Below are 19,006 nucleotides of genomic sequence, written 5' to 3' on the forward strand. Positions count from 1 at the left end.
TGGCTAATGGAGTACGGCGGGCTCGAACAGCCACGCGCGAAGCCGGGATTATCCGTCAAACGCGGCGCCGGACCCATGCCCGCGCCGCGTTGAGCGCGCGTCACTCAGTGGATGAAGCCGCCGCGCCCGATCATGGTCAGGTCGACATAGTGCGAACCCTTGTGGTCATTGGGCGCGAATTGCACCGCAAAGCCGCCGACGTCGATCTTGCCTGCGCTGCCCAGCGCCTGCACCAGCCCTTCGCGGGTCGGGTTACGACCGGCCTTCTTCAGGCCTTCAACCAGCACCTTGGCGTCGATGAAGCCTTCGAGCGTGGCAAACGACACCGCGTCCGCCGGCATCGCCTTGGCATGCTCGCGCACCACCGGGATCACATCGCCCCACGGAAACGGCACGACTTGCGACACGGCAACGCCGCGCGCGTCCTGCCCCAATTCCGCGGCCAATGCCTTGCCACCGACAAAGGAAACGGCCCAGTACTGGGTAAAGGACTGCGGATCGCGCTTGTGCATCTCGCGCACGAAGGCAGCGCATGACTTGTACGCACTCATCATGATCACGCCATCGGCGTTGGCCTTGGTGATCGCATCAACCGCCGCGGCCACATCGGTCGAGTTGCGCTCCACCGTCGCCTTCGCGACCAGCGCGACGTTCAGGCGTTTGAGTTCCTTCTCCACGTCGGCAAGGCCCGACTTTCCAAAGGCGTCGTTCTGATAGAACACTGCAAGGCGCCGGCCAGCCGGATTGGCGATCGACTTGATGATCGCCTGCGCCTCATCGGCATAGCTGGCACGCACGTGGAAGATGAGGCTGCTCTCCGGCCCGCGCAGGGACTCGGCCCCCGAGTAGGGGCCGACCAGCGGCACCTTGGCCTCGTTGATCAAGGGCAGCACGGCCAGCCCGGTCGCCGTGCCGACATTGCCCAGCATCGCGAAGACCTTGTCCTTCTCGATCAACTGTCTGGCGTTGGCGGCGGCGCGTTCGGGGTCGTAGCCGTCGTCGAGCGAGACCAGGCGCAGTTGCCGCCCGTTCACGCCGCCCTTGGCGTTCACTTCCTTGAAGTAAGCCTCGATGCCAAGGCGCACATCGCGCCCCAGGTCTGCGGCGGGGCCCGTCTGGGCCGCGGTCTGGCCAATCAGGATTTCCTTGTCGGTGATGCCGGGTGCTTCGGCAGCCTGGGCCAGGCCAGGGACGATCAGGTTCAGGGCAAATGCAAACAGGGCGCTACGGAGGGGGGGCGTCATGGTCGGCATCCTTTGCCGGCGCTGCACGGCGGCAACGGCGCGGCGAACGGGGTTGATGGGGGACCCTGACCGTATCGGATCGAAGATTCGCCAACCTTGAGGCAGAACAGGTGAATTTCACGCAAATGACATTTTTCGATGCCAGGTGTGGCGGATTCATCATGCATACGGCCCAGCGTCGCCGCGGCGTGTTTTGGCGTAAGGTGCGCGCTGACTGCCGCCTTGCGAGGACGCCCGCGATGCATCCGCCCGACCAGCCCGTGTGGGCCAGCCTGACCACCCATCATGCCGCGTTGTCGCTTGGCGGCCCGCTCGCACGCCGCTTCGCGCCGGACGTCAACGTCTTCGCCGCCGCGCGCGACAACAGCCCCGATGCACTCGCCGCACTGGCCGAGCTGACATCACCCGGCGCCCCGGTGTACGTGATCCAGACCACGCCGGTGGCGATCCCGCCCGGCTGCGTCGCGCTCAAGGAGGCGCGCGGTGTACAGATGCTCGCCACCCGCGACCTCGCCCCGCTCGCGTCGATGGAGGGCATCGACATCCTCACCGACGAAGACGCACCCGAAATGCTGGCCCTCGCGCAGCTCACCGAACCGGGCCCCTTCCTGCCGCGCACCCATTGCATGGGCCGCTTCATTGGCGTGCGCGTCGATGGCCGACTGGTCGCCATGGCGGGCGAACGGATGCGCCTGCCCGGCTACACCGAAGTCAGCGGTGTCTGCACCCACCCGGACGCCCGCGGTCAGGGCCTCGCGCGGCGCCTTTCCACCGCGGTCGGCGCCGCCATCCAGGCGCGCGGCGAGCAGGCCTTCCTGCACGCGTGGCGCAGCAACCAGGCCGCCATTGCCCTGTACGAAAGCCTCGGTTTCGAGATCCGCACCGAGATGTTCGTCGCGGTCATCGCGCGCAACGCCGCCTGATCGCCGACCGCAGGCAAACCGTGGCTGGGGTCGCGAACCCGGCCCGCGCGCACAACACACTGCTTGATCCGGATCGCGCCACCGCGCATGCCAAGGGCTAAGCTGGCGATCTTCGATGCGGAGGACACCACGTGCCACCTCACCTTGATCTTCGCCTCGCCGGCGCGCAGGTGCGGGTGCGCGCCTTGGCCCCGAACATCGCATGCGTGAGCGTCGAGCCAGACGGGCTCTCACTCGCCCCCTCGCTGTGCGTGCTGCCCCAGCCAGCCTTCGACGGCCCTACCGATTTCGCCGTGCAGGCCGACCGAGAACAGCTCGCCTTCGGCCCGCGCGGCGAGGGGGTATGCCTCACCGACAGCGCCCGGCACTGGTCGGCGTCCGAAGAAGGCCTGTGGGTGACGCAGACCTTCCGTGCCGATCCGGCGCACGCGCTCTACGGCCTCGGCCAGTATCCGGGCGGCGCATGGGATTGGCGCAATCGCGAGGTGCTGCTGGCGCAGTCGAACCAGGGCATCGCGGTGCCGTTTCTCGTCTCGACCGCGGGCTACGGCATCCTGTGGGATTCGATGGCGCTGACGCGCTTTTCGAGCAGGGGCGATACCTTCACTTTCGAGACTGACTGCGCCAACGGCATCCGCTACTACGTGATTTGGGGGCCGGACTTCAACCGCATCGTCGCCGGCTTCCGCCAGCTCACCGGCGCCGCACCCTTGTTCCCGCGCTGGGCCTACGGCTTCTGGCAATCGAAGGAACGCTATGTCGACCGCGCCGAGTTGCTCGACACCGCACGCCGCTTCCGCGAGTTGGGGTTCCCGATCGACGCGCTGATCCAGGACTGGAAGTACTGGGGCGACAAGCCCTGGAGCAGCATGGAATGGGACGACAAGGTCTTCCCCGACCCCGAGGGCATGATCCGCGAGTTACACGACGTGCACCACCTGCGCCTGATGACGACGTTGTGGCCGGTGGTCGGCGAGGGCTGCGCGCTGTTCGACGAACTCAAAGCTGCCGGCGAGCTGTTCGAGTATCCGCACTGGGCCCAGGGCCACATCTATGACGCCTTCAGCGAGCGCGGCCGCGCAATCTACTGGAAGCATGTGCAGCGCGGGCTCATCGACAAGGGTGTCGACGCCTTGTGGATGGACGGCACCGAGCCGGAATTCGTCTCCACCCACGACCCGATGGACGGCGTGCGCGCCTGCTACGCGCAGCGCGACACCGCGTTGGGCAGCTGGCGCCGGGTGCTCAACGGCTACTCGATGTTCACCGCGCGCGGCGTCTATGAAGGCCAGCGCACACTGAACAACGGCAAACGGGTGTTCACGCTGTCGCGCTCCGGCTTTGCCGGGCAGCAGCGCTATGCGGCGGCGAGCTGGTCGGGCGACATCGCCGCGACCTGGAATGTGCTGCGCGAGCAGGTGGCGGCGGGGCTGAACTTCGCGGCAGCCGGCATGCCGTACTGGACCACCGACATCGGCGGCTTCTTCACCACCGGCCTGGGCGCGCGCTTCCCCGACGGCAATCGCGACCCGGCCTACCGCGAGCTCTATGTGCGCTGGTTCCAGTACGGCGCGTTCTGCTCGCTGTTCCGCTCGCACGGCACCAACACCGCCCGAGAACCCTGGCACTTCGGCGAAGCCGGCAGCTGGGCCTACGACGCGCTACTCGCCGCCGCGCAACTACGTTACAGGCTGCTGCCGTATATCTATTCGCTGGCATGGGACGTCACTTCGCAAGGGGGTACGCCGATGCGCCCGCTGGCGATGGACTTCCGCGACGACGCGGCCACCTACGCCATCGCCGACCAGTTCATGTTCGGCCCGGCGATCCTGGTCTGCCCGGTGCTCGCGCCGATGTTCCATGAGCCGCGCCGCGAAGCGGAGATCGTCGCGGCCGACTTCCTGCGCGCGCCCGAGGGCGGGCATGGCCTGATCTGGCGCGGCTATGCCGATGAAGCATCCGACGATGCCGTGTTCGCCAAGCCGGTCGGTGAACTCAACGGCAGCTGGGCCGGCGGCCCGCCGCCGGGCTTGCCCTTCGCCGGCTACCGCCTGCGTTGGGATGCCGAACTGACCGTACCCGACAGCGGCGACTACGAGTTCCTGCTCTACGGCAACGACGGCCGCCGCATGTGGTTCGACGACGAACCGGTGATCGACGCGTGGCAGGCGCAGGGCATGCAGACCACCACGCTCCGCCGGACGCTCGCCGCCGGCACGAAGATCCGCCTACGCGTCGAGCACCTGCACCGCCACGGCGCCGCGCAGATGAGCCTCTCGTGGCGCCGCCCCGGCCATGCGCCCAAATCCGAGCTGGTGCCGGCCGAGCGCCGCGTCTACCTGCCTGCCGGCTGCGACTGGTACGACTTCCACAGCGGCGCGCGCCACCCCGGTGGGCAAACGCTGACGGTGCCGACGCCGATCTCGCACATCCCGCTGTTCGTGCGCGCCGGCAGCGTCCTGCCTTTGGGGCCGGTCGTCACGCAGAGCGACGCGCAACGCGGCGCGCCGATCGAGCTGGTGGTCTATCCCGGCGCCGACGCCGCGTTCACGCTGTACGAAGACGATGGCGACGGCTACGCGTACGAGCGCGGCGCCTACACCACTCGCGCCATCCGTTGGTCTGACGCCACCCGCACGCTATCGATCCACACGCCGCACCAGGGCATGCAAGGCCCCTCGCCGACGATCGGGGTGCGGCTCGCGGGCCGGCTGCACACCGAAACGCTGCCGCTCGATGCCAACGGTGCGGGAGCCGCGACGCTGCGGTAAAGGGGCCAGGGCAGTCTGCTGCCCAGACAACCCCGGGAATTTTTCACATTTTCTCGGGATCGCCCATGGACGACGCAGCGCAGCGATCACTAGGCTGGGTCCTTTCACCGGGCTGGTGCCCATCCGGTGCCGGCACGCCGCTTCACGTCCACAGAGAGGATCCTCACGATGACAAGAAACGCCTTCCGCATGGCGGCGATGGCTACCGCAATCGCCGCCCTTGGCCTCGGTGCGCTGAGCGTACCAGCGGTGGCCGGGCAGAACAGCGACAACACCGCCGCGCGCCCCACGCAGGACACCAGCGTCGCGCTGGTGGTGCTCAACGGCGATCCGCTCTCGACCTACGTGAAGACCAAGCCCGCCAAGGGCAAGAAGATCGACTTCGGCAACACCAACGTGAAGGCGTACCGTGCCCAGCTCTCCGCGCTGCGCAACGACTACAAGGCCTGGCTGCGCGCGAACGTGCCCGGCGCCAAGGTCACCGGCGAATTCGATATCGCCCTGAATGCGGTGGCGGTGCAGCTCAATGGCGCCAGCCTGGCGCAGGTGTCGGGCACCAGCATGGTGAAATCCGCGCAGTATCAGGCGCTCTACTACCCGAGCGCGGCAGACCCCGATCTCGCGCTGATCTCGGCGCCGGCCGCTTGGGCCACGGCGGGCGGCAGCGCCACGGCAGGTGATGGCATCCGCGTCGCAATCGTCGACAGCGGCATCGACACCACCCACCCGTGTTTTGCCGATACCGGCTACCCGGCGCAAACCCAGGTCGGCGACCGCAGCTTCACCAACAACAAGGTGATCGCCGCCAAGGTCTTCAGCAACCGCACGCCGCAGCGCGGCTATACCGCCGAAGCGGTGGGCGAACACGGCACCCATGTCGCCGGCACGGTGGCGTGCAACTACGCAACGCCGGCCAAGGTCGGCAACGTGACGATCCCGTACGGGATCTCGGGTGTCGCACCGCGCGCACTGCTGGGCAACTACAACGTGTTCCCGGGCGACCTCGCCAACGCGCGCTCGGAAGACATCCTCAACGCGCTCGAAGCCGCCTACGCCGACGGCTTTGACGTGGCAAACATGAGCCTGGGTGGCGGCTCGCATGGCGCGCAGGATCTGCTGACCGTCGCGGTGGACAACCTCGACCAGGCGAACATGGTGGTCGCGGTGGCCAACGGCAATTCGGGCCCCGGCTTCTCCACCGTCGAATCACCGGGCATGGCGGCCCGCGCGCTCTCCGCCGGCGCCAGCACGGTGCCGCACTTCGTTGGCGTACCGATCAGCGCGGCGGGTGGCAGCTACGGCGGTGCGACCGGCGACTTCGGCACCGTTACCGCGCCGCTGACGGCCCCGCTCGCCGTCGTCACCGGCAGCGTCAACGGCCTCAGCACCGCGTGTTCGGCGCTGCCTGCCGGCAGCCTGAGCGGCCAGATCGCGCTGATCACGCGCGGCAGCTGCAGCTTCTCGACCAAGATCCGCAATGTGCAGGGCGCCGGCGCCGCCGCCGTGGTGGTGTCGAACAACGTTGCCGGCACGCCGATCGCGATGGGCACCGACGGCACCGCGGGGCAGCCGACGATCCCCGCCTACATGGTCGCGCTGGAGGACGGCATGTCGCTGAAGTCCGCTGCCGGTGCCGCCACGACAATCAGCAACAGCGCCGCCTACTTCCTCACCAGCAGCGCCAACGCGGACATCATGGCCGGCTTCAGCAGCCAGGGGCCGACCGATGTCGATGTGCGCGTCAAGCCGGATGTCGTCGCGCCCGGCGTCAACGTGCTCAGTTCGATCCCGCATCAGTTCTGCAGCGCCCCGCCCTGCTTCGCCTTCTTCCAGGGCACCTCGATGGCCACGCCGCACCTCGCCGGCTCGGCGGCGATCGTGCGCCAGCAGCATCCGGACTGGTCTGCCGCAAACGTGCGTTCGGCCATCGTGAACACCGCAGACTGGGGTGTGCTGAAGGCCGCAAGCAACGGCAGCACGATCGTCTACGACGGCAACACCGCCGGCGCCGGCCGCGAGAACCTCGCCGCGGCGGTCAATGCCAAGGTCGCGCTCGATCCGGTCAGCGTCTCATTCGGTGCAGAGCCCTCGGGCAGCGGCCAGACGCGTTCCGCCACCGTCACGCTCACCAACCTCAGCGGCGCGGCGCAGACGTACTCGCTCGCCGTCAGCCCGGTCAGTGGCAGCGGCGTCGGTTTCAGCGTCTCGACACCGAGCGTGACCCTGGCCGCCGGCGCCAGCACCACTGTCAGCGTCAGCACCAACGCCGCACAAGGCGCAACAGCAGGTGGCAAACAGGCCGTGTTGTGGATCAGCAGCGGCGGCACGCCGGTCGCCCATGCAGTGCTCTACACCCTGGTGAAGTAAGCCTCACGGGGCACCCAGTCTCGGGCGCCCCACTCCTTCCCCGGTGCCCGCCGCGCAAAGAGCTTCGCTTTGGCACCGGGGGCAACGCTGCCCCGGCGGACAGCGACTACACTGCGCGCGATTCCCGTTCGGAGCGCCCGATGCAGCTACGTGACCTCGATCCATTCAACGCCGACGAGATTGCGCTCGTCGCCCAACGCATGCGCGACACGCTGGTCGAGGTGGAAGGCGCAGAGCGCGGCGCCGCTATGTACACGATGGCGTGGCTTGAAAACCGGGTGCGTTGGCACCTCGACCCTGCCAACACCCGCGCACGGGTGGTGCTGGCACTGGCGGACGGTGACACGGTTGCCGGGCACACGATTTTCCGCATCGAGCACGACGCCAGCGGCATGTTCGGCTTGATCTCGACGACCTATGTGCTGCCCGCGTTCCGCCGCCACGGCGTCGCGCAGGCGCTGCTCGAATGCGCAGAGGCGTGGTTCCGCGCGCAAGGGGTGCCGCAGTGCTGCACCTGGACCTCGTCCACCAACCGGCCGCTGATCGGGCTCTACGCCCGTAACGGTTACAGCGAGGCCGAGCGCGGCCCGAACGACCTGACCGGCACGATGATGGTGCGACTGGCCAAGGGGCTCACCACATCCTGATCCGGGCAGGGGGCCGGTGCTGTGCCAGCCCCCCCCTGCGGCATTCAACTGCGCCAGGGCAGATCGATGGCGCTGCCGTCGGGCAGGAAGGTGGCTACCGGCGATGCGCCGAACACGCCGAGGATCTCAAGCGGCTGCGGGCCGGGGTTGAAGATCTGGTGGTCGCGGCCACGCGGCAGCACCACGGTGCTGTCGGCACCGAAGCGCTGCGTCTGGCCATCCACCACCAGCTCGCCCCAACCGGACAGGCACAGCACCACTTCGTCGCAGTCGTGGCGGTGCGGCGGGGTCGCCGCGCCGGGTTGCAGCGTCTGCCGCCACATCGACAGTTGAGACACGCCCTCGTCATGGCCGACCCAGGTGGCATGCGCCACGCCGGGGATGGGAGTGGAGGTCGGGCGGGATTGTTCGATCACGTTCATGGCTTGCTCCTGAGTGGGAATCGGGGATATCCAGGGCGCCTTGGATGGAGGCCATTTTCCGCAGCCGAGCGGTGATTCGGTAGATGCGCGAGTGTCGTAACATTGCCGAACGTTTTTCGTGAATCGGACACTCATGAAAGGCTTGCATCCACTCGTCGCATTTGCCCAGACAGCGCGCCGGCGCAGCTTTGCCGCGGCTGCACGGGATCTCGGCGGGACGCCTTCCACCGTTGCCAAGAGTGTCGCGCGGCTGGAGGCATCGCTCGGCGTGCAGCTCTTTCACCGCACCACCCGGCAGGTGAACCTCACGGCGGATGGCGAACGGCTCTTTCAGCGCTGTGAACGGGTGCTGGCCGAACTCGAAGACCTCTACGCCGATGCAGCCGGCACGCGCGGCGCAATCAGCGGCACCTTGCGCATCGACATGCCGATCACCTACGGGCGCCGGGTGTTGCTGCCACTGCTGGCGGGCTTGCTGCGCCAGCACCCGCAACTGCGCCTCGACGCGCGGCTGCGCGATGACTATGCCGATCTGGTGCGCGACGGCCTCGACGCCGCCGTGCGGGTGGGCGAGCTGCGCGATTCCTCGCTCGTGGCACGCCGTTTCGACTGGCAGCAACTGATGCTGGTCGCCAGCCCGGATTACCTGGCCACGCAAGGCACGCCCGGCAAGGTGGGGGATCTCGCCACGCATACCGGCATCCTGTTCCGCATGCCGACGAGCGGGCGCAACCGCCCCTGGCAGCTGCGCGAAGGGCCGCGCGAGATCACGCTGGAACCGACGCACCGCATCCAGGTGAACGACGGTGAGGGCATGGTCGCGCTGGTCTTGCAGGGGCTGGGCCTGGGGCAGATCCCGGACAACATGATTCGCGACGAACTGGCCCGCGGCGCCCTGGTGGAGGTGCTTGCCGACTATCGCCCCGCGCGCATGCCAATCAGCATCGTGATGCCATCTGGCCGCCTGCAGCCGGCGCGGGTGCGCGCGCTGATCGAAACCCTTGAAGGCCTGCGAACTCCGTAGAATCGCCCCGGCCGCAGCGTACCGCCCCCTCGAATCGCCAGCTAGCGGCCGGCCCGACCGAACCCGTTCACAAGGAACCCGCCTCATGTCTTCCCGCCCGATGCAGACCTACCGCGGCAGTTGCCACTGCGGCGCCGTGCAGTTCGAGATCGACACCGACTTCCCCGAGCTGACGCAATGCGACTGCTCGATCTGCCGCAAGAAGAACGCGCTGATGGTGAAGGTGCATGAAAGCCACTTCCGCCTGCTGGCCGGCGAAGCCTCGCTCACCGAATATCAGTTCCACACCCGCACCGCGCGCCACTTCTTCTGCAAGGTCTGCGGCATCTACACCTTCCACCGCAAGCGGGTGACGCCCGACAACTTTGGCATCAACGTCCATTGCCTCGATGGCTTCGACCCGACAGGCATCCCGGTACGGCAGGCGATCGGCGCATCGATGCCCTGACGTGCCTGAACGGACATCTGGCACTATGCTTGCCGTTCCCGCGCTCCAGCGCGGGCGGCGCGCCTGACGGCTGCGCCGGCTGCAACCCTTGCCTGGCTGATGCATGAACGCTGAACGCAGACGGCTGACCCTCTCGCTGCTGATCTCACTGCTCGCGCACGCGATGCTGTTGAGCCTGAGTTTCGGCGGTCAGGGCTTCGGGCTGCCGGGCCTGGTATTCCCGTGGCAGAAGCGCTGGGCCACCGTGCCGGATCTGCATGTCGTGTTGCGGCCGGCGCCGGTCGAGAACGGGCAAACGGCGCTCCCGCCGCTTACCACATCGCAATGGCCGGATTCGGTCGGGGAGGCAGAAAACGCCGCTGCGGCGGCATCCGCAGCGAACGCCGCGGCGCCCGCCCTGAACCTTGCCCGGCAAACCCTGATCCCCCGAGCGCCAGCCGCTTTCACACCCGATTCCGGCAACCAGCAGATGGCCGAAACGCCCCTGCCCGCCGAAGCGCCAAGCGCAGTGCCGCGGGTCGCCGTGATCGCGGTGGAACGCGCCGACGACCCCGCCTTCTTCGTCCCGACGCCGCCTGCGGTCTCCAGCCCGGGCGGTGTCCTCGGCCCGCACGCGCCCAGCACCGACGCGCCGGACGCACCGCGCCCGGACGACAGCGCCGTCGCGCGCGCCGACGTCGCGCCGGCGGCGCCCGAGCCCCAGCCACCCGAAGTCGACACCGCTGCGCGCGAGGCACAACGCCTGGCGGAACAGATGGAGGCCGCACGCGCCGACGCCGCGCGCCTCGACGCCGAACGTCGCGAAGCGGAACGGCTCGCCGCCGCCAGGCTGGAAGCGCGGCGCCTGGAAGAGGCGCGGCTAGCCGCGGCGCGCGCCGAAACCGAACGCCTCGCCGCCCAACGCCGCGAGGCCGAACGCGTGGCCGCGGCCAGCCTGGAAGCTGGGCGGCTCGAAGCCGAGCAGCGCGACGCCGAGCGCACCGCCGCCGCCAAGCTCGAAGCCGCCCGACAGGAAGAAGCCCGTCAGGCCGCGGCGCGTGCCGAAACCCAGCGCCTCGAAGCAGAGCGACGCGAAGCCGCACGGCTGGCGGCGGCAAAACTCGAAGCCCAGCGTCTTGAAGAAGCGCGGGAGGCGGCCCTGCGCGCCGAGGCCGAGCGACTCGAAGCGGAAGGCCGCGAGGCCACCCGGCTCGCCACCGCAAAGGCCGAGGCGCAGCGGGTCGAGGCGGCGCGGCAGGCGGCCGCGCGCGCCGATGCAGAGCGCAAGGAAACCGAGCGTCGTGAAGCCGCGCGGCTGGCCGCCGCCAAACTCGAAGCCCAACGCCAGGAGGACGCCCGCCAGGCCGCGGCGCGCGCGGAAGCGGAGCGGCTTGAGGCGGAACGCCGCGAAGCCACACGACTCGCCGCCGCCAAGGCCGAAGCGCAGCGACTCGAAGATGCGCGGCAAGCGGCCGCGCGCGCCGAAGCACAACGCCTTGAAGCCGAACGTCGCGAAGCCGCCCGTGTCGCCGCGGCGAAACTCGAAGCCCAGCGGCAGGAAGAAGCGCGACTGGCCGCCGCTCGCGCCGAGGCCGAACGCCTCGAAGCCGAACGTCGGGAGGCGGCGCGCGTTGCCGCGGCAAAGGCCGAAGCGGCGCGACAAGAGGAAGCCCGCCAGGCTGCAGCCGCTGCGGAAGCCGCACGTGTCGAGGCCGAGCGTCGTGAAACGGCGCGCATCGCCGCCGCGCAGGCGGAAGCCAAGCGGGCCGAAGATGCCCGCCAGGCCGCAGCACGCGCCGAAGCGGATCGAATCGAAGGCGAACGGCGCGAGGCCGCACGGGTGGCGGCGGCCAAGGCGGAGGGCGAACGCCAGGAAGCCGCCCGTCGTGAAGCGGCGCGCGTTGCCGCCGCCAAGGCCGAGCAGGAAGAGAACGAACGCCGCGAAGCGCGACGCCGCGCGATGGGTCGCCAGCTCGACGAAGAAGCCGCCCAGCGCGACGCCGCCAAGGCCAGCACCCGCACGCCCGACAGCCTGCCCTACTCGCTCAGCACCGCGCGGCGGGTGCGGCTGTGGGGCCGCAGCGACCCGAACGTCGACCTGGTGCAGTACGCCGAAGCCTGGGCCCGCCGCATCCAGATGAACACCCCGGTCGACACCGCGCGCGATCTCGCAAAACGCCCGCACACGCCGCCCATGGTCACCGTCGCGATGCGCAGCGACGGCACGGTGGAGTCGATCAACTTCGCCGTTTCCAGCGGCTCGCCCGACGTCGACAACGCGATCCGCCGCATCATCGAAAGCCACGCCCCCTACCCCGCTTTCCCGCCCATCCTCGCGCGCCAGTACGACGTGGTCGAGATCCGTCGCACCTGGCAATTCGACAGCGCGGTGCGGCTGTACTGAGCAGGCCCGGGCACGCCGCAGCCGTGACGAGGCCTGACCTGGAGACGCCATGATCCGGATCGTCCTGTGCATCGTACTCAGCCTTTGCGCGGCCACAGCCAGCGCCGACGGCACGCTGTTCCGCGTTCCGACGCGTGAGGGCATCACCACCACCGTATTCTGGGAAGCGACGCCGGGCGCCTCCGCCACGGTGCTGCTGTTCCCGGGCGGGGGTGGCGGCTTCGGGCAGGTCGAAAACGGCAAGCCGACCGGCCGCAACTTCCTCGTGCGCAGCGAGGCCGAGTTCGTCGCGCAGGGCTTCAACGTCGCGATCTTCGGCCGCCCGAGTGATTCGCAGGATCTCGACTACGCCGACCGCATCGCCGAGCCCCACATGACGGACGTCGCGCGCATGCTGGCCTTCGTGCGCGAGCAGTCGCCGCTGCCGGTGTGGCTGGTCGGCACCAGCCGCGGCACCGTCTCGGCCACCGCCGCGGCGATCCGCCATGGCGACCAGATCGCCGGCCTGGTACTGAGTTCCAGCGTCGTCAGCAGCAAGAAGCCGGGCGCGGTGCCGACGCAGAACCTCGCCGCCGTCACCATGCCGACACTCGTCCTCCACCACAGCAAGGACGCCTGCCCGGTCTGCGATCCCGGCCTCGTACCGGCCATCCTGCGCGGCCTGACAAACGCGCGCGTGAAAAAGCTCGTCATGGTCAGCGGCGGCGACAACCCCACAGGCAACGTCTGCGAGGCATTGCACTGGCACGGCTATATCGGCATGGAGCGCGAGGCGGTGGGGGTGATAGGCGCGTGGATCAAGGCGCCGGGGAATTGACCAACACGCGAAGGCACACGGCAGGTTGGCCAAAGGCACAACCCGCCGCATCTGGGGCAAGGCTGATGCGTCTCGTCTAGACCGCTGTCGACCGGGACTGCGCCGGCGTCGGTTCCGGCGGCCGCGCGGGCCGGGGCTTCGTGCGTGGCCCGAGCTCCTTGATCAGCGCGTCCTCGTCGGTCTTGTGGAAGACCTTTGTTGCGCAGTCATTCATGTAGTCGACCGAATCCGCCTGGATCGTCACCAAGGTCGCGTTCAGGGCGGCAGCCTGCTTGTTGATCGCATCGACGACCTTGTTATGTTTGCCGAGCTTCTCGTTGTAACGATCGACCGCCGACTCGTCGCTGGGCGGCACAGCGCTCAACTCCCTGGCGAGTTCCTTGGCCTCCGCCACCGCAAGTGCCAGCGCCTCGTCGTGCGTGGCGCGCTCCGCTTCCAGCGCCGCGCTGCGGGCATCGATGTCCCGTTCGCGCAGCATGCACGCCCTGAGTTCGGCGCGGGTCAGCAGCTTCGGGTAGGGAGGCTGCGCGGGCCTGGCCGAAGTGCCCGGTTGCACCGCGCCAACCGCTGTAGGCAGCGCGACAAGAACCACGAGAGGAAGAAGAAACCATCGCACGAAATGCGCTCCTTTTCTGTTCGTCAACAACACGCTATCGGGCCAGTGATCGCCGCGGTTTGCATCAGCAGAGGCGCCGTCGTGCAAACCGCTCGGCACCGCGGGGCTCGACACGATCCGGTCATGCAGCGCAGTTCTGGGTGACCCGCGTTGCATGGTTCGAGTACAGCCGCTCATGAACCCGTGCCGACGCGCTGCGCGATCGTCTTCCACTGCTCGGTGTTCGGTTGGTGTGGTTCATCCCATTGCGCGTGCAGGCGCACGATGCGGATGCGCTCGTCGTCCTGCTCGACCAGGCCCAGCTGTTCGCGTGGCTCACGTTCGCCGACACCGCTGAGCACGGTGCGCGTGGCGCCACTCCCCTTGGTGCTCACGCTCTGCGGGGCGTCGCCGAAGTAGACGTCGACATGGGTACTGAACCAGTGCCGCGCGCCCAGCATGTGCGGCGGCACCTTGGGGGCTGAACCGTAGGACGCGGTCCATTCGACCAGGGGGCTCGCAGCGGCAACGTTGTAGACGTAGTGGGCGCCGTGTCCGCTCAGATCGGGCTGGTAGCTATCGATCAGGCGGCCGTCGCCACTGCGCGCTTCGACTGGCAGCGGGCCGCTGATCGGGATCGAAAGCTCCGTCGCCGAAAAGGCAGCGACGGTGACCGACTGGTTGCCCACTTTCACGCTGACTGGACGGCCCAGGCCGTTGTAGATGCTCAGGGTCGAATTGCTGGCGGTAAGCATGCCGGCGCCGAGCACCGAAGCGACGATGCCGCCCGCAACGGCCACACGCCCGATGCTCGCAAGCAGCCCATCGGCGGTCTGGAAGCGGCTCCAGAGATCCTGCCTAGTCTGGCGTGGGCGTTCGGAACCCGGGATGAGCGGCTCGTAGTTCTTCGGCGTTCGGCTCGGTTCAGGGGCGGGTGGGGGCGACGTCCCCTGGCGAACGTGCGTAGCAAGCGCCGCTTCGGCAGTGAGCAAGGCTTCGAGCGCCTGCGTTTCCAGTGCAGAGAGCAAACCAGCCGCAGCGTTAACCCAACCGTCGATCGCCTGCATCCAGTTGTTGAGGTTCTCCTTGCTCGCCGGTACGAGCTTGAACTCCTCCAGCGCCTCGCTCCAGGCGTTGATTTCCAGCCGCTCGCAAAGCGTGGCGTCTAGCCGGACATCCACCTTTCGCGAATGGATTTCGTCAAGCACGCCGTAGAGCACGTTCGCCGTTGTCAGCAGTCGCGACAGCCCCGACGAGCTGACCTTGCCGCGCGCGGCGACAGCAGCCACCACGTTGCCCATCAGCCCGTGAGCATCGTGCAGATCGGCAAGGGTGTGCTCGGCATAGTGCAGCACGCGGATCAGGCCGATCAGGTACTCGCGCCAGCCGTTGCCGACGAGTTCTGCGGCGGCCAGATGCGTAGCCCGCACGGCGCGGTCGTGTGCGAATACGCGGGCACGCACCGCCTCCGCTTCGGCCTCCACCGCCTTGATCGCTTCGGGCAGCCGCTTGCGCGCAATCTCCCGGCCGCGAAACACGATGCGCCCGCCGGTGGCCAAGAAGACCGTCCCATGTACCGCGCGCAGCATGGCGCGCTCTTCAAGCAACTCGCGCAGGTGGGTCAGATCATCGGCGAGCGCAAGGCTGTAGAGGGTGTCGAGCAGCTGGGGCACCTGCCCGGGGCGCACCGCGTCGGTATACAGCTCGGCCGGGTCTTTGGCGTAGCGGGTCAGCGAACGGCCAAGGTAGGCGCCGCGATAGCACGGCTGGTACTGCAGCAGGCCATAGCGCTCATCGAGCGCCGCAAGCGTGGCTTCGCGCGTGGCCGGCTCGGCCGCCAGCTTGCTTGTCATCAGCGCCACCACGCGCGCCTTCAGCCTCTCCGCGTCATCGAACAGCAACCAGGCGCTGCGCGGGTCGTGCGAGGCCTGCAGGTAGCTGCGCTTGGCGTTCTGTTCACGGTCTGCGTTCGCGGGGTGGCTCGACCACATCTGGGGCGGCCGCGCGAAGCCGTTCGCGAACACGCGATGCGCTTCGGGGCGCTCGCCGGTGGGCGGCACCTGGCCATAGTGTTCATCATCGAGAATCCGCGCCATCTTCTCAATGACGGTGGTCTGCACCTCGAACAGGTCGTGCGGGATACGGCCCTGCCCGATCTGCGCGTTCGCAAATCCGAGCGTGCGACTCCAGGCGTCATCGGCAGCCTGCAGCTTGTGCAGCGCATGAACGAGTTCGTCGCTACCGGTCAGCGACACCGCGACCAGATCGGCCTGGAACTCCATCTGGCGAGACAAGGCGCGCTGCGCCAGCACGACCACCCGCAGCAGCATGTCCATCAGCGAGCGAATCGACCACACGATCGACTGCAGCAGCCAGCCGACCCAGGCCACCCGCAAGTCGATCGACGCGATGAACTGCAGCAGTTCGTCCAGCGCATCGCGCTTGGCGATCACATGCGAGGCCACCTGCTGGGCGATGTACACCCAGCTGCCGATCGCCATGCTGCGCTGGGCGAAGTGGCCGAACTCATGGGCCAGCACCGCCTTCATCTCGCTCAGGCTCAGCACATTCACCAGCGCAAGCCCGATCTCCAGATTCTTCTTCGACGGGAAGAGCAGGTTCAGGATCGACAAGTCGTAGAACACCGCCGCATTCACGCGAGCGGAGACGAAGACCTTGCGCGGTCGCGGCGCACCGGCCTCGTCCGCAAGGCGATGCAGGAAGGCGATCAGGCGCGGCTGTTCCGCCTCGGTGATCTCCACGGCGTCCGGCGCGCCACCGCGCTTCACGAAGAAAAGCGCCTTCAGCATGAACAGCGCGAGGAAGGCCGACGAGCAGCCGACCAGTTGGTTCATGAAGCTGCCTTCCGAACTGCTGCCCTGCTCGGCCAGCGTGCGCCAGGCGGTGTAGACGAACCAGCCCGAGAGAGCGAAGTAGCCCAGCACGAACACGACCAAACTCAGCGTCGCCAGCCAGGCCTGAAGCCAGTAGGCGGGCGAAGGCGTCGTCAGGTCTTTCGGAACTTCAGAGGGGCCAGCAGGGTAGAGGTCGTCCATGTCGGTCGGGGGAGAGAGGTCGATGGGCGCGCAGCGACGTGGGCGGCTGCTTCCCGTCGACATGGGCTACGCATCAACCGGGCATTCTGCAGCGCGAGCTTTCGCGCCGGTTTGCGCCAATCAACCCGGGCCGATGTTTTTACACAATCTTGAACATTTCCATGATTTCGTTTGCTGGCCCTACAGCGCCGGTGGTCTGGGCCACGCTTGAGGTCGCTCGCGGTACCCAGCGGCGGCGACAACCCCGCAGGCAGGGTCGGCGGGGCGCTGGGCGGGGCGAACACCGGTCAGCGCCGCGAGGGTTTTCGCTGTGCATGCCCGGCCCCTTTGCCGCCGGGAAAACCGATCAGCGCCAACAAGGCGTAGCCACCCCAGAAGAAGTACATGGTCTTCCAGGATTGCTCCGGCACTTTCGACATGCCCGATGCGAGCAGGAAGGAGAAAGTCAGCACCGCGAGCAGGATGATGATGTTCGTGAGCGTGCCGATCCGCCGTATGCCGCGGGTGATGCGAACCGCAAGCACCGAGAACGCCGCGGCCAGGATCGCGGAAAGAAACGGGTGCAGCGCCACGCGGCCCGCCGCGTTGTTGCGGTCCACCAGATCGATGGCGGACAGGAACACGACGATCGCGAGATAGGTGCCGTACACCTGCAGCAGGTGCAACCAGCACAGCGGCACCGGCGTGGCCAGGAACTCGGCGCTCGAATGGTAGATCGGGAAATGGCGTGTTTCGTGGGACTGCGGAAGGATCCGGTACGAGCCCAGCGGGACGATCGGCATCACGATGCTCAGCCACTTCGTCGTCACATACGAGCCGTCTCGCCCGATGGCAGAACAACCGATATAGGTGGTGCCAATGCCGTTGATCGATGACATGCGGAATCCAGATGCTGGCCCTCGTCCGGAACTAGGTTTGTGCCGGAAGGGCGGGTTCGGGGCGATGGCGGTGCGGCCCACTTTCGCCGCACATTGCGACGCAGAGTTCAGGCGCTACCGGCGCGCCGCGCGCCGGGTTCATCAGCCTGATTCAATCGCGGCGCGGTTTTCCCGGGTTCTTCAACGCGTCTTCCAGATACGCCGGCAAGAAGCCGTACTGCGGTTCGCCGTTGATCACGATCACCGGCACGATGCGGCTCTTGTACTGCTTCAACTGGTCTTCGTACGCCGATGAGGTATCGACATTGCGTTCGTCGAAGGCCAGATGCCGCTGCGTCAGCCAAACCTTGGCACGGTCGCACGGCTCGCACGACGAGCCGGTGTAGATCACGATCTGCGGCGCCGCGGGCGCACTTGCTTCGGTCTCTTCCTTTGCCGCCTTGTTGCCGGGTTTGAAAGCGAACGCATAAATGCCGTACCCCAGGCAAAGCAGCAACAGGAAGCCCAGCAGGGAAAATCCCTTGTCCTTGCGGGCGCTCGCAGATGCCGCACGAAACGCCGTGCGTGATGACGGTTTGCGCGAGGTCTCAGCCATGGCGCTGCCTCGCACACACGGTCCGCGCTGACGGGCCTTTGCTGACCAACTCGACGGATGCGCCACGCTCGGCGGCAGGTTCTGTTCGCATGAACACGCTCTCGGAATAGTTCGCGCCAATCATCCAATGGCGCGCGCATCGATGCAACAAACGGGTGACCGTCACCCAGCAAGGCTCTGTTGCGCCCGGCTCGCTACAGCGTCACCAATGGCACGCTGCGCGGGACCGAGTTGCCACATCGGGAATCAGGATTGTGCTGGTGAATGCAGCGCGGGCGCTTCAATGCTGCCGTGCGTCGGGGCCGGTTGCTGATGGCCGCGCCGCAGGGTGCCAAGACCGAAAAAGAAGAAGAACGAGATCAGCAGCCCGAGGATCACCAGGACGACGGAGAGCGTGCTTCGTAAGGCCGCCGATTTGGTGAAGTGCCTCGCCAGGCCGGTGGCCGTGAACAGGCAAACAAGCGAGATGAGGACGGGCAGGAAGTAGTTCAGCAAGAGGTGTCCCTTCTTTGGCGGGCGCAATGTTATTGCGCTGGGCGAGGGACGAATCATATGCGCACCCGGCGCGGCATCGGCTGCGCCGCGTCATCGTCCGGCGCGCACAGCTAGCGGGCTCGGCCAGCGCGGGTCGAAACGACCAGCCATACAGGGCTAGCCCGTCGAGGGCACATCGCATTTACGGAACAAATGTCACTGGACCACGGAACTAAGGTTCCAGTGGGATGCCCCCATGTGCTATTTGTCGCTGTGAAGGCTGGGTTTGCCTTAGCAAACGCACTACATGTTCAATAGCACGCCAAACGTCGTCTTTCTTGCCAGAAGCAGCGCATATCAAT

General features: G+C 67.6%; 15 protein-coding genes. 8 read left to right on the plus strand and 7 right to left on the minus strand.

From position 1 onward, the window contains the following. Positions 1-104 precede the first annotated feature (104 nt). The gene (locus tag GGR36_RS14470) at positions 105-1,244 is read right to left on the minus strand and encodes an ABC transporter substrate-binding protein (RefSeq protein WP_183635427.1); all 1,140 of its coding nucleotides are present in this window, start codon (positions 1,242-1,244) and stop codon (positions 105-107) included. A gap of 239 nt (positions 1,245-1,483) precedes the next feature. Between GGR36_RS14470 and GGR36_RS14475 the strand changes: the two genes are divergently transcribed. From GGR36_RS14475 to GGR36_RS21675, 4 genes are all read left to right on the plus strand, one after another. Beyond that, positions 1,484-2,167, plus strand: a complete 684-nt coding sequence (locus GGR36_RS14475; RefSeq protein WP_183635428.1) for a GNAT family N-acetyltransferase — start codon at positions 1,484-1,486, stop codon at positions 2,165-2,167. Positions 2,168-2,298: 131 nt separating this feature from the next. Beyond that, positions 2,299-4,938, plus strand: a complete 2,640-nt coding sequence (locus GGR36_RS14480) for a TIM-barrel domain-containing protein (protein WP_183635429.1) — start codon at positions 2,299-2,301, stop codon at positions 4,936-4,938. A 168-nt stretch (positions 4,939-5,106) separates the two neighbouring features. After that, a complete protein-coding gene (locus GGR36_RS14485; RefSeq protein ID WP_183635431.1) occupies positions 5,107-7,305 on the plus strand; it encodes a S8 family serine peptidase in 2,199 nt (732 codons plus the stop codon). A 140-nt stretch (positions 7,306-7,445) separates the two neighbouring features. Further along, entirely contained in the window at positions 7,446-7,952 is a 507-nt protein-coding gene (locus GGR36_RS21675; RefSeq protein ID WP_207064446.1) for a GNAT family N-acetyltransferase, read from the plus strand. A gap of 44 nt (positions 7,953-7,996) precedes the next feature. On the opposite strand, the gene GGR36_RS14495 is transcribed toward GGR36_RS21675, so the two are convergent. Continuing rightward, positions 7,997-8,374, minus strand: coding sequence for a cupin domain-containing protein (locus GGR36_RS14495; protein ID WP_183635433.1), 378 nt, complete (start codon positions 8,372-8,374; stop codon positions 7,997-7,999). A 133-nt stretch (positions 8,375-8,507) separates the two neighbouring features. Here GGR36_RS14495 and GGR36_RS14500 point away from each other — a divergent pair, with 133 nt between their 5' ends. The 4 genes from GGR36_RS14500 to GGR36_RS14515 all read left to right on the plus strand — a co-directional run bounded on the left by GGR36_RS14500 (position 8,508) and on the right by GGR36_RS14515 (position 13,046). Next, positions 8,508-9,398 carry a LysR family transcriptional regulator gene (locus GGR36_RS14500; protein ID WP_183635435.1) on the plus strand — a complete coding sequence of 297 codons (891 nt, stop codon included), beginning with the start codon at positions 8,508-8,510 and terminating at the stop codon, positions 9,396-9,398. A gap of 85 nt (positions 9,399-9,483) precedes the next feature. Then, positions 9,484-9,846: a GFA family protein gene (locus GGR36_RS14505; protein ID WP_207064447.1), complete on the plus strand. Its 363-nt coding sequence runs from the start codon at positions 9,484-9,486 to the stop codon at positions 9,844-9,846. A gap of 103 nt (positions 9,847-9,949) precedes the next feature. Then, the gene (locus GGR36_RS14510; RefSeq protein ID WP_183635440.1) at positions 9,950-12,229 is read left to right on the plus strand and encodes a TonB C-terminal domain-containing protein; all 2,280 of its coding nucleotides are present in this window, start codon (positions 9,950-9,952) and stop codon (positions 12,227-12,229) included. A 49-nt stretch (positions 12,230-12,278) separates the two neighbouring features. Further along, positions 12,279-13,046: an alpha/beta hydrolase gene (locus GGR36_RS14515; RefSeq protein WP_183635441.1), complete on the plus strand. Its 768-nt coding sequence runs from the start codon at positions 12,279-12,281 to the stop codon at positions 13,044-13,046. Positions 13,047-13,122: 76 nt separating this feature from the next. On the opposite strand, the gene GGR36_RS14520 is transcribed toward GGR36_RS14515, so the two are convergent. The 5 genes from GGR36_RS14520 to GGR36_RS14540 all read right to left on the minus strand — a co-directional run bounded on the left by GGR36_RS14520 (position 13,123) and on the right by GGR36_RS14540 (position 18,665). Beyond that, positions 13,123-13,839 carry a hypothetical protein gene (locus GGR36_RS14520; RefSeq protein WP_183635443.1) on the minus strand — a complete coding sequence of 239 codons (717 nt, stop codon included), beginning with the start codon at positions 13,837-13,839 and terminating at the stop codon, positions 13,123-13,125. Next, the gene (locus GGR36_RS14525) at positions 13,836-16,760 is read right to left on the minus strand and encodes a M48 family metallopeptidase (RefSeq protein WP_207064448.1); all 2,925 of its coding nucleotides are present in this window, start codon (positions 16,758-16,760) and stop codon (positions 13,836-13,838) included. The genes GGR36_RS14520 and GGR36_RS14525 overlap by 4 nt, the downstream gene beginning before the upstream one ends. A gap of 224 nt (positions 16,761-16,984) precedes the next feature. After that, the gene (locus tag GGR36_RS14530; RefSeq protein WP_183635444.1) at positions 16,985-17,575 is read right to left on the minus strand and encodes a hypothetical protein; all 591 of its coding nucleotides are present in this window, start codon (positions 17,573-17,575) and stop codon (positions 16,985-16,987) included. Positions 17,576-17,726: 151 nt separating this feature from the next. Further along, the gene (locus tag GGR36_RS14535) at positions 17,727-18,170 is read right to left on the minus strand and encodes a glutaredoxin family protein (RefSeq protein ID WP_183635446.1); all 444 of its coding nucleotides are present in this window, start codon (positions 18,168-18,170) and stop codon (positions 17,727-17,729) included. A 246-nt stretch (positions 18,171-18,416) separates the two neighbouring features. Continuing rightward, positions 18,417-18,665 (minus strand): hypothetical protein, encoded by a 249-nt coding sequence (locus GGR36_RS14540; protein ID WP_183635448.1) that lies wholly within the window; start codon positions 18,663-18,665, stop codon positions 18,417-18,419. Between the last annotated feature and the right edge of the window lie 341 nt (positions 18,666-19,006).

It is taken from the genome of Niveibacterium umoris (assembly GCF_014197015.1).
GTDB classification, from domain to species: Bacteria; Pseudomonadota; Gammaproteobacteria; order Burkholderiales; family Rhodocyclaceae; genus Niveibacterium; species Niveibacterium umoris.

What these genes read in the sequence shown, in the direction of transcription:
- GGR36_RS14510 (WP_183635440.1), top strand. Translation starts at nt 9,950, where the DNA reads ATGAACGCTGAACGCAGACGGCTGACCCTCTCGCTGCTGATCTCACTG.
- GGR36_RS14515 (WP_183635441.1), top strand. Translation starts at nt 12,279, where the DNA reads ATGATCCGGATCGTCCTGTGCATCGTACTCAGCCTTTGCGCGGCCACA.
- GGR36_RS14505 (WP_207064447.1), top strand. Translation starts at nt 9,484, where the DNA reads ATGTCTTCCCGCCCGATGCAGACCTACCGCGGCAGTTGCCACTGCGGC.
- GGR36_RS14495 (WP_183635433.1), bottom strand. Translation starts at nt 8,374, where the DNA reads ATGAACGTGATCGAACAATCCCGCCCGACCTCCACTCCCATCCCCGGC.
- GGR36_RS21675 (WP_207064446.1), top strand. Translation starts at nt 7,446, where the DNA reads ATGCAGCTACGTGACCTCGATCCATTCAACGCCGACGAGATTGCGCTC.
- GGR36_RS14535 (WP_183635446.1), bottom strand. Translation starts at nt 18,170, where the DNA reads ATGGCTGAGACCTCGCGCAAACCGTCATCACGCACGGCGTTTCGTGCG.
- GGR36_RS14530 (WP_183635444.1), bottom strand. Translation starts at nt 17,575, where the DNA reads ATGTCATCGATCAACGGCATTGGCACCACCTATATCGGTTGTTCTGCC.
- GGR36_RS14485 (WP_183635431.1), top strand. Translation starts at nt 5,107, where the DNA reads ATGACAAGAAACGCCTTCCGCATGGCGGCGATGGCTACCGCAATCGCC.
- GGR36_RS14470 (WP_183635427.1), bottom strand. Translation starts at nt 1,244, where the DNA reads ATGACGCCCCCCCTCCGTAGCGCCCTGTTTGCATTTGCCCTGAACCTG.
- GGR36_RS14475 (WP_183635428.1), top strand. Translation starts at nt 1,484, where the DNA reads ATGCATCCGCCCGACCAGCCCGTGTGGGCCAGCCTGACCACCCATCAT.
- GGR36_RS14500 (WP_183635435.1), top strand. Translation starts at nt 8,508, where the DNA reads ATGAAAGGCTTGCATCCACTCGTCGCATTTGCCCAGACAGCGCGCCGG.
- GGR36_RS14525 (WP_207064448.1), bottom strand. Translation starts at nt 16,760, where the DNA reads ATGTCGACGGGAAGCAGCCGCCCACGTCGCTGCGCGCCCATCGACCTC.
- GGR36_RS14520 (WP_183635443.1), bottom strand. Translation starts at nt 13,839, where the DNA reads ATGAGCGGCTGTACTCGAACCATGCAACGCGGGTCACCCAGAACTGCG.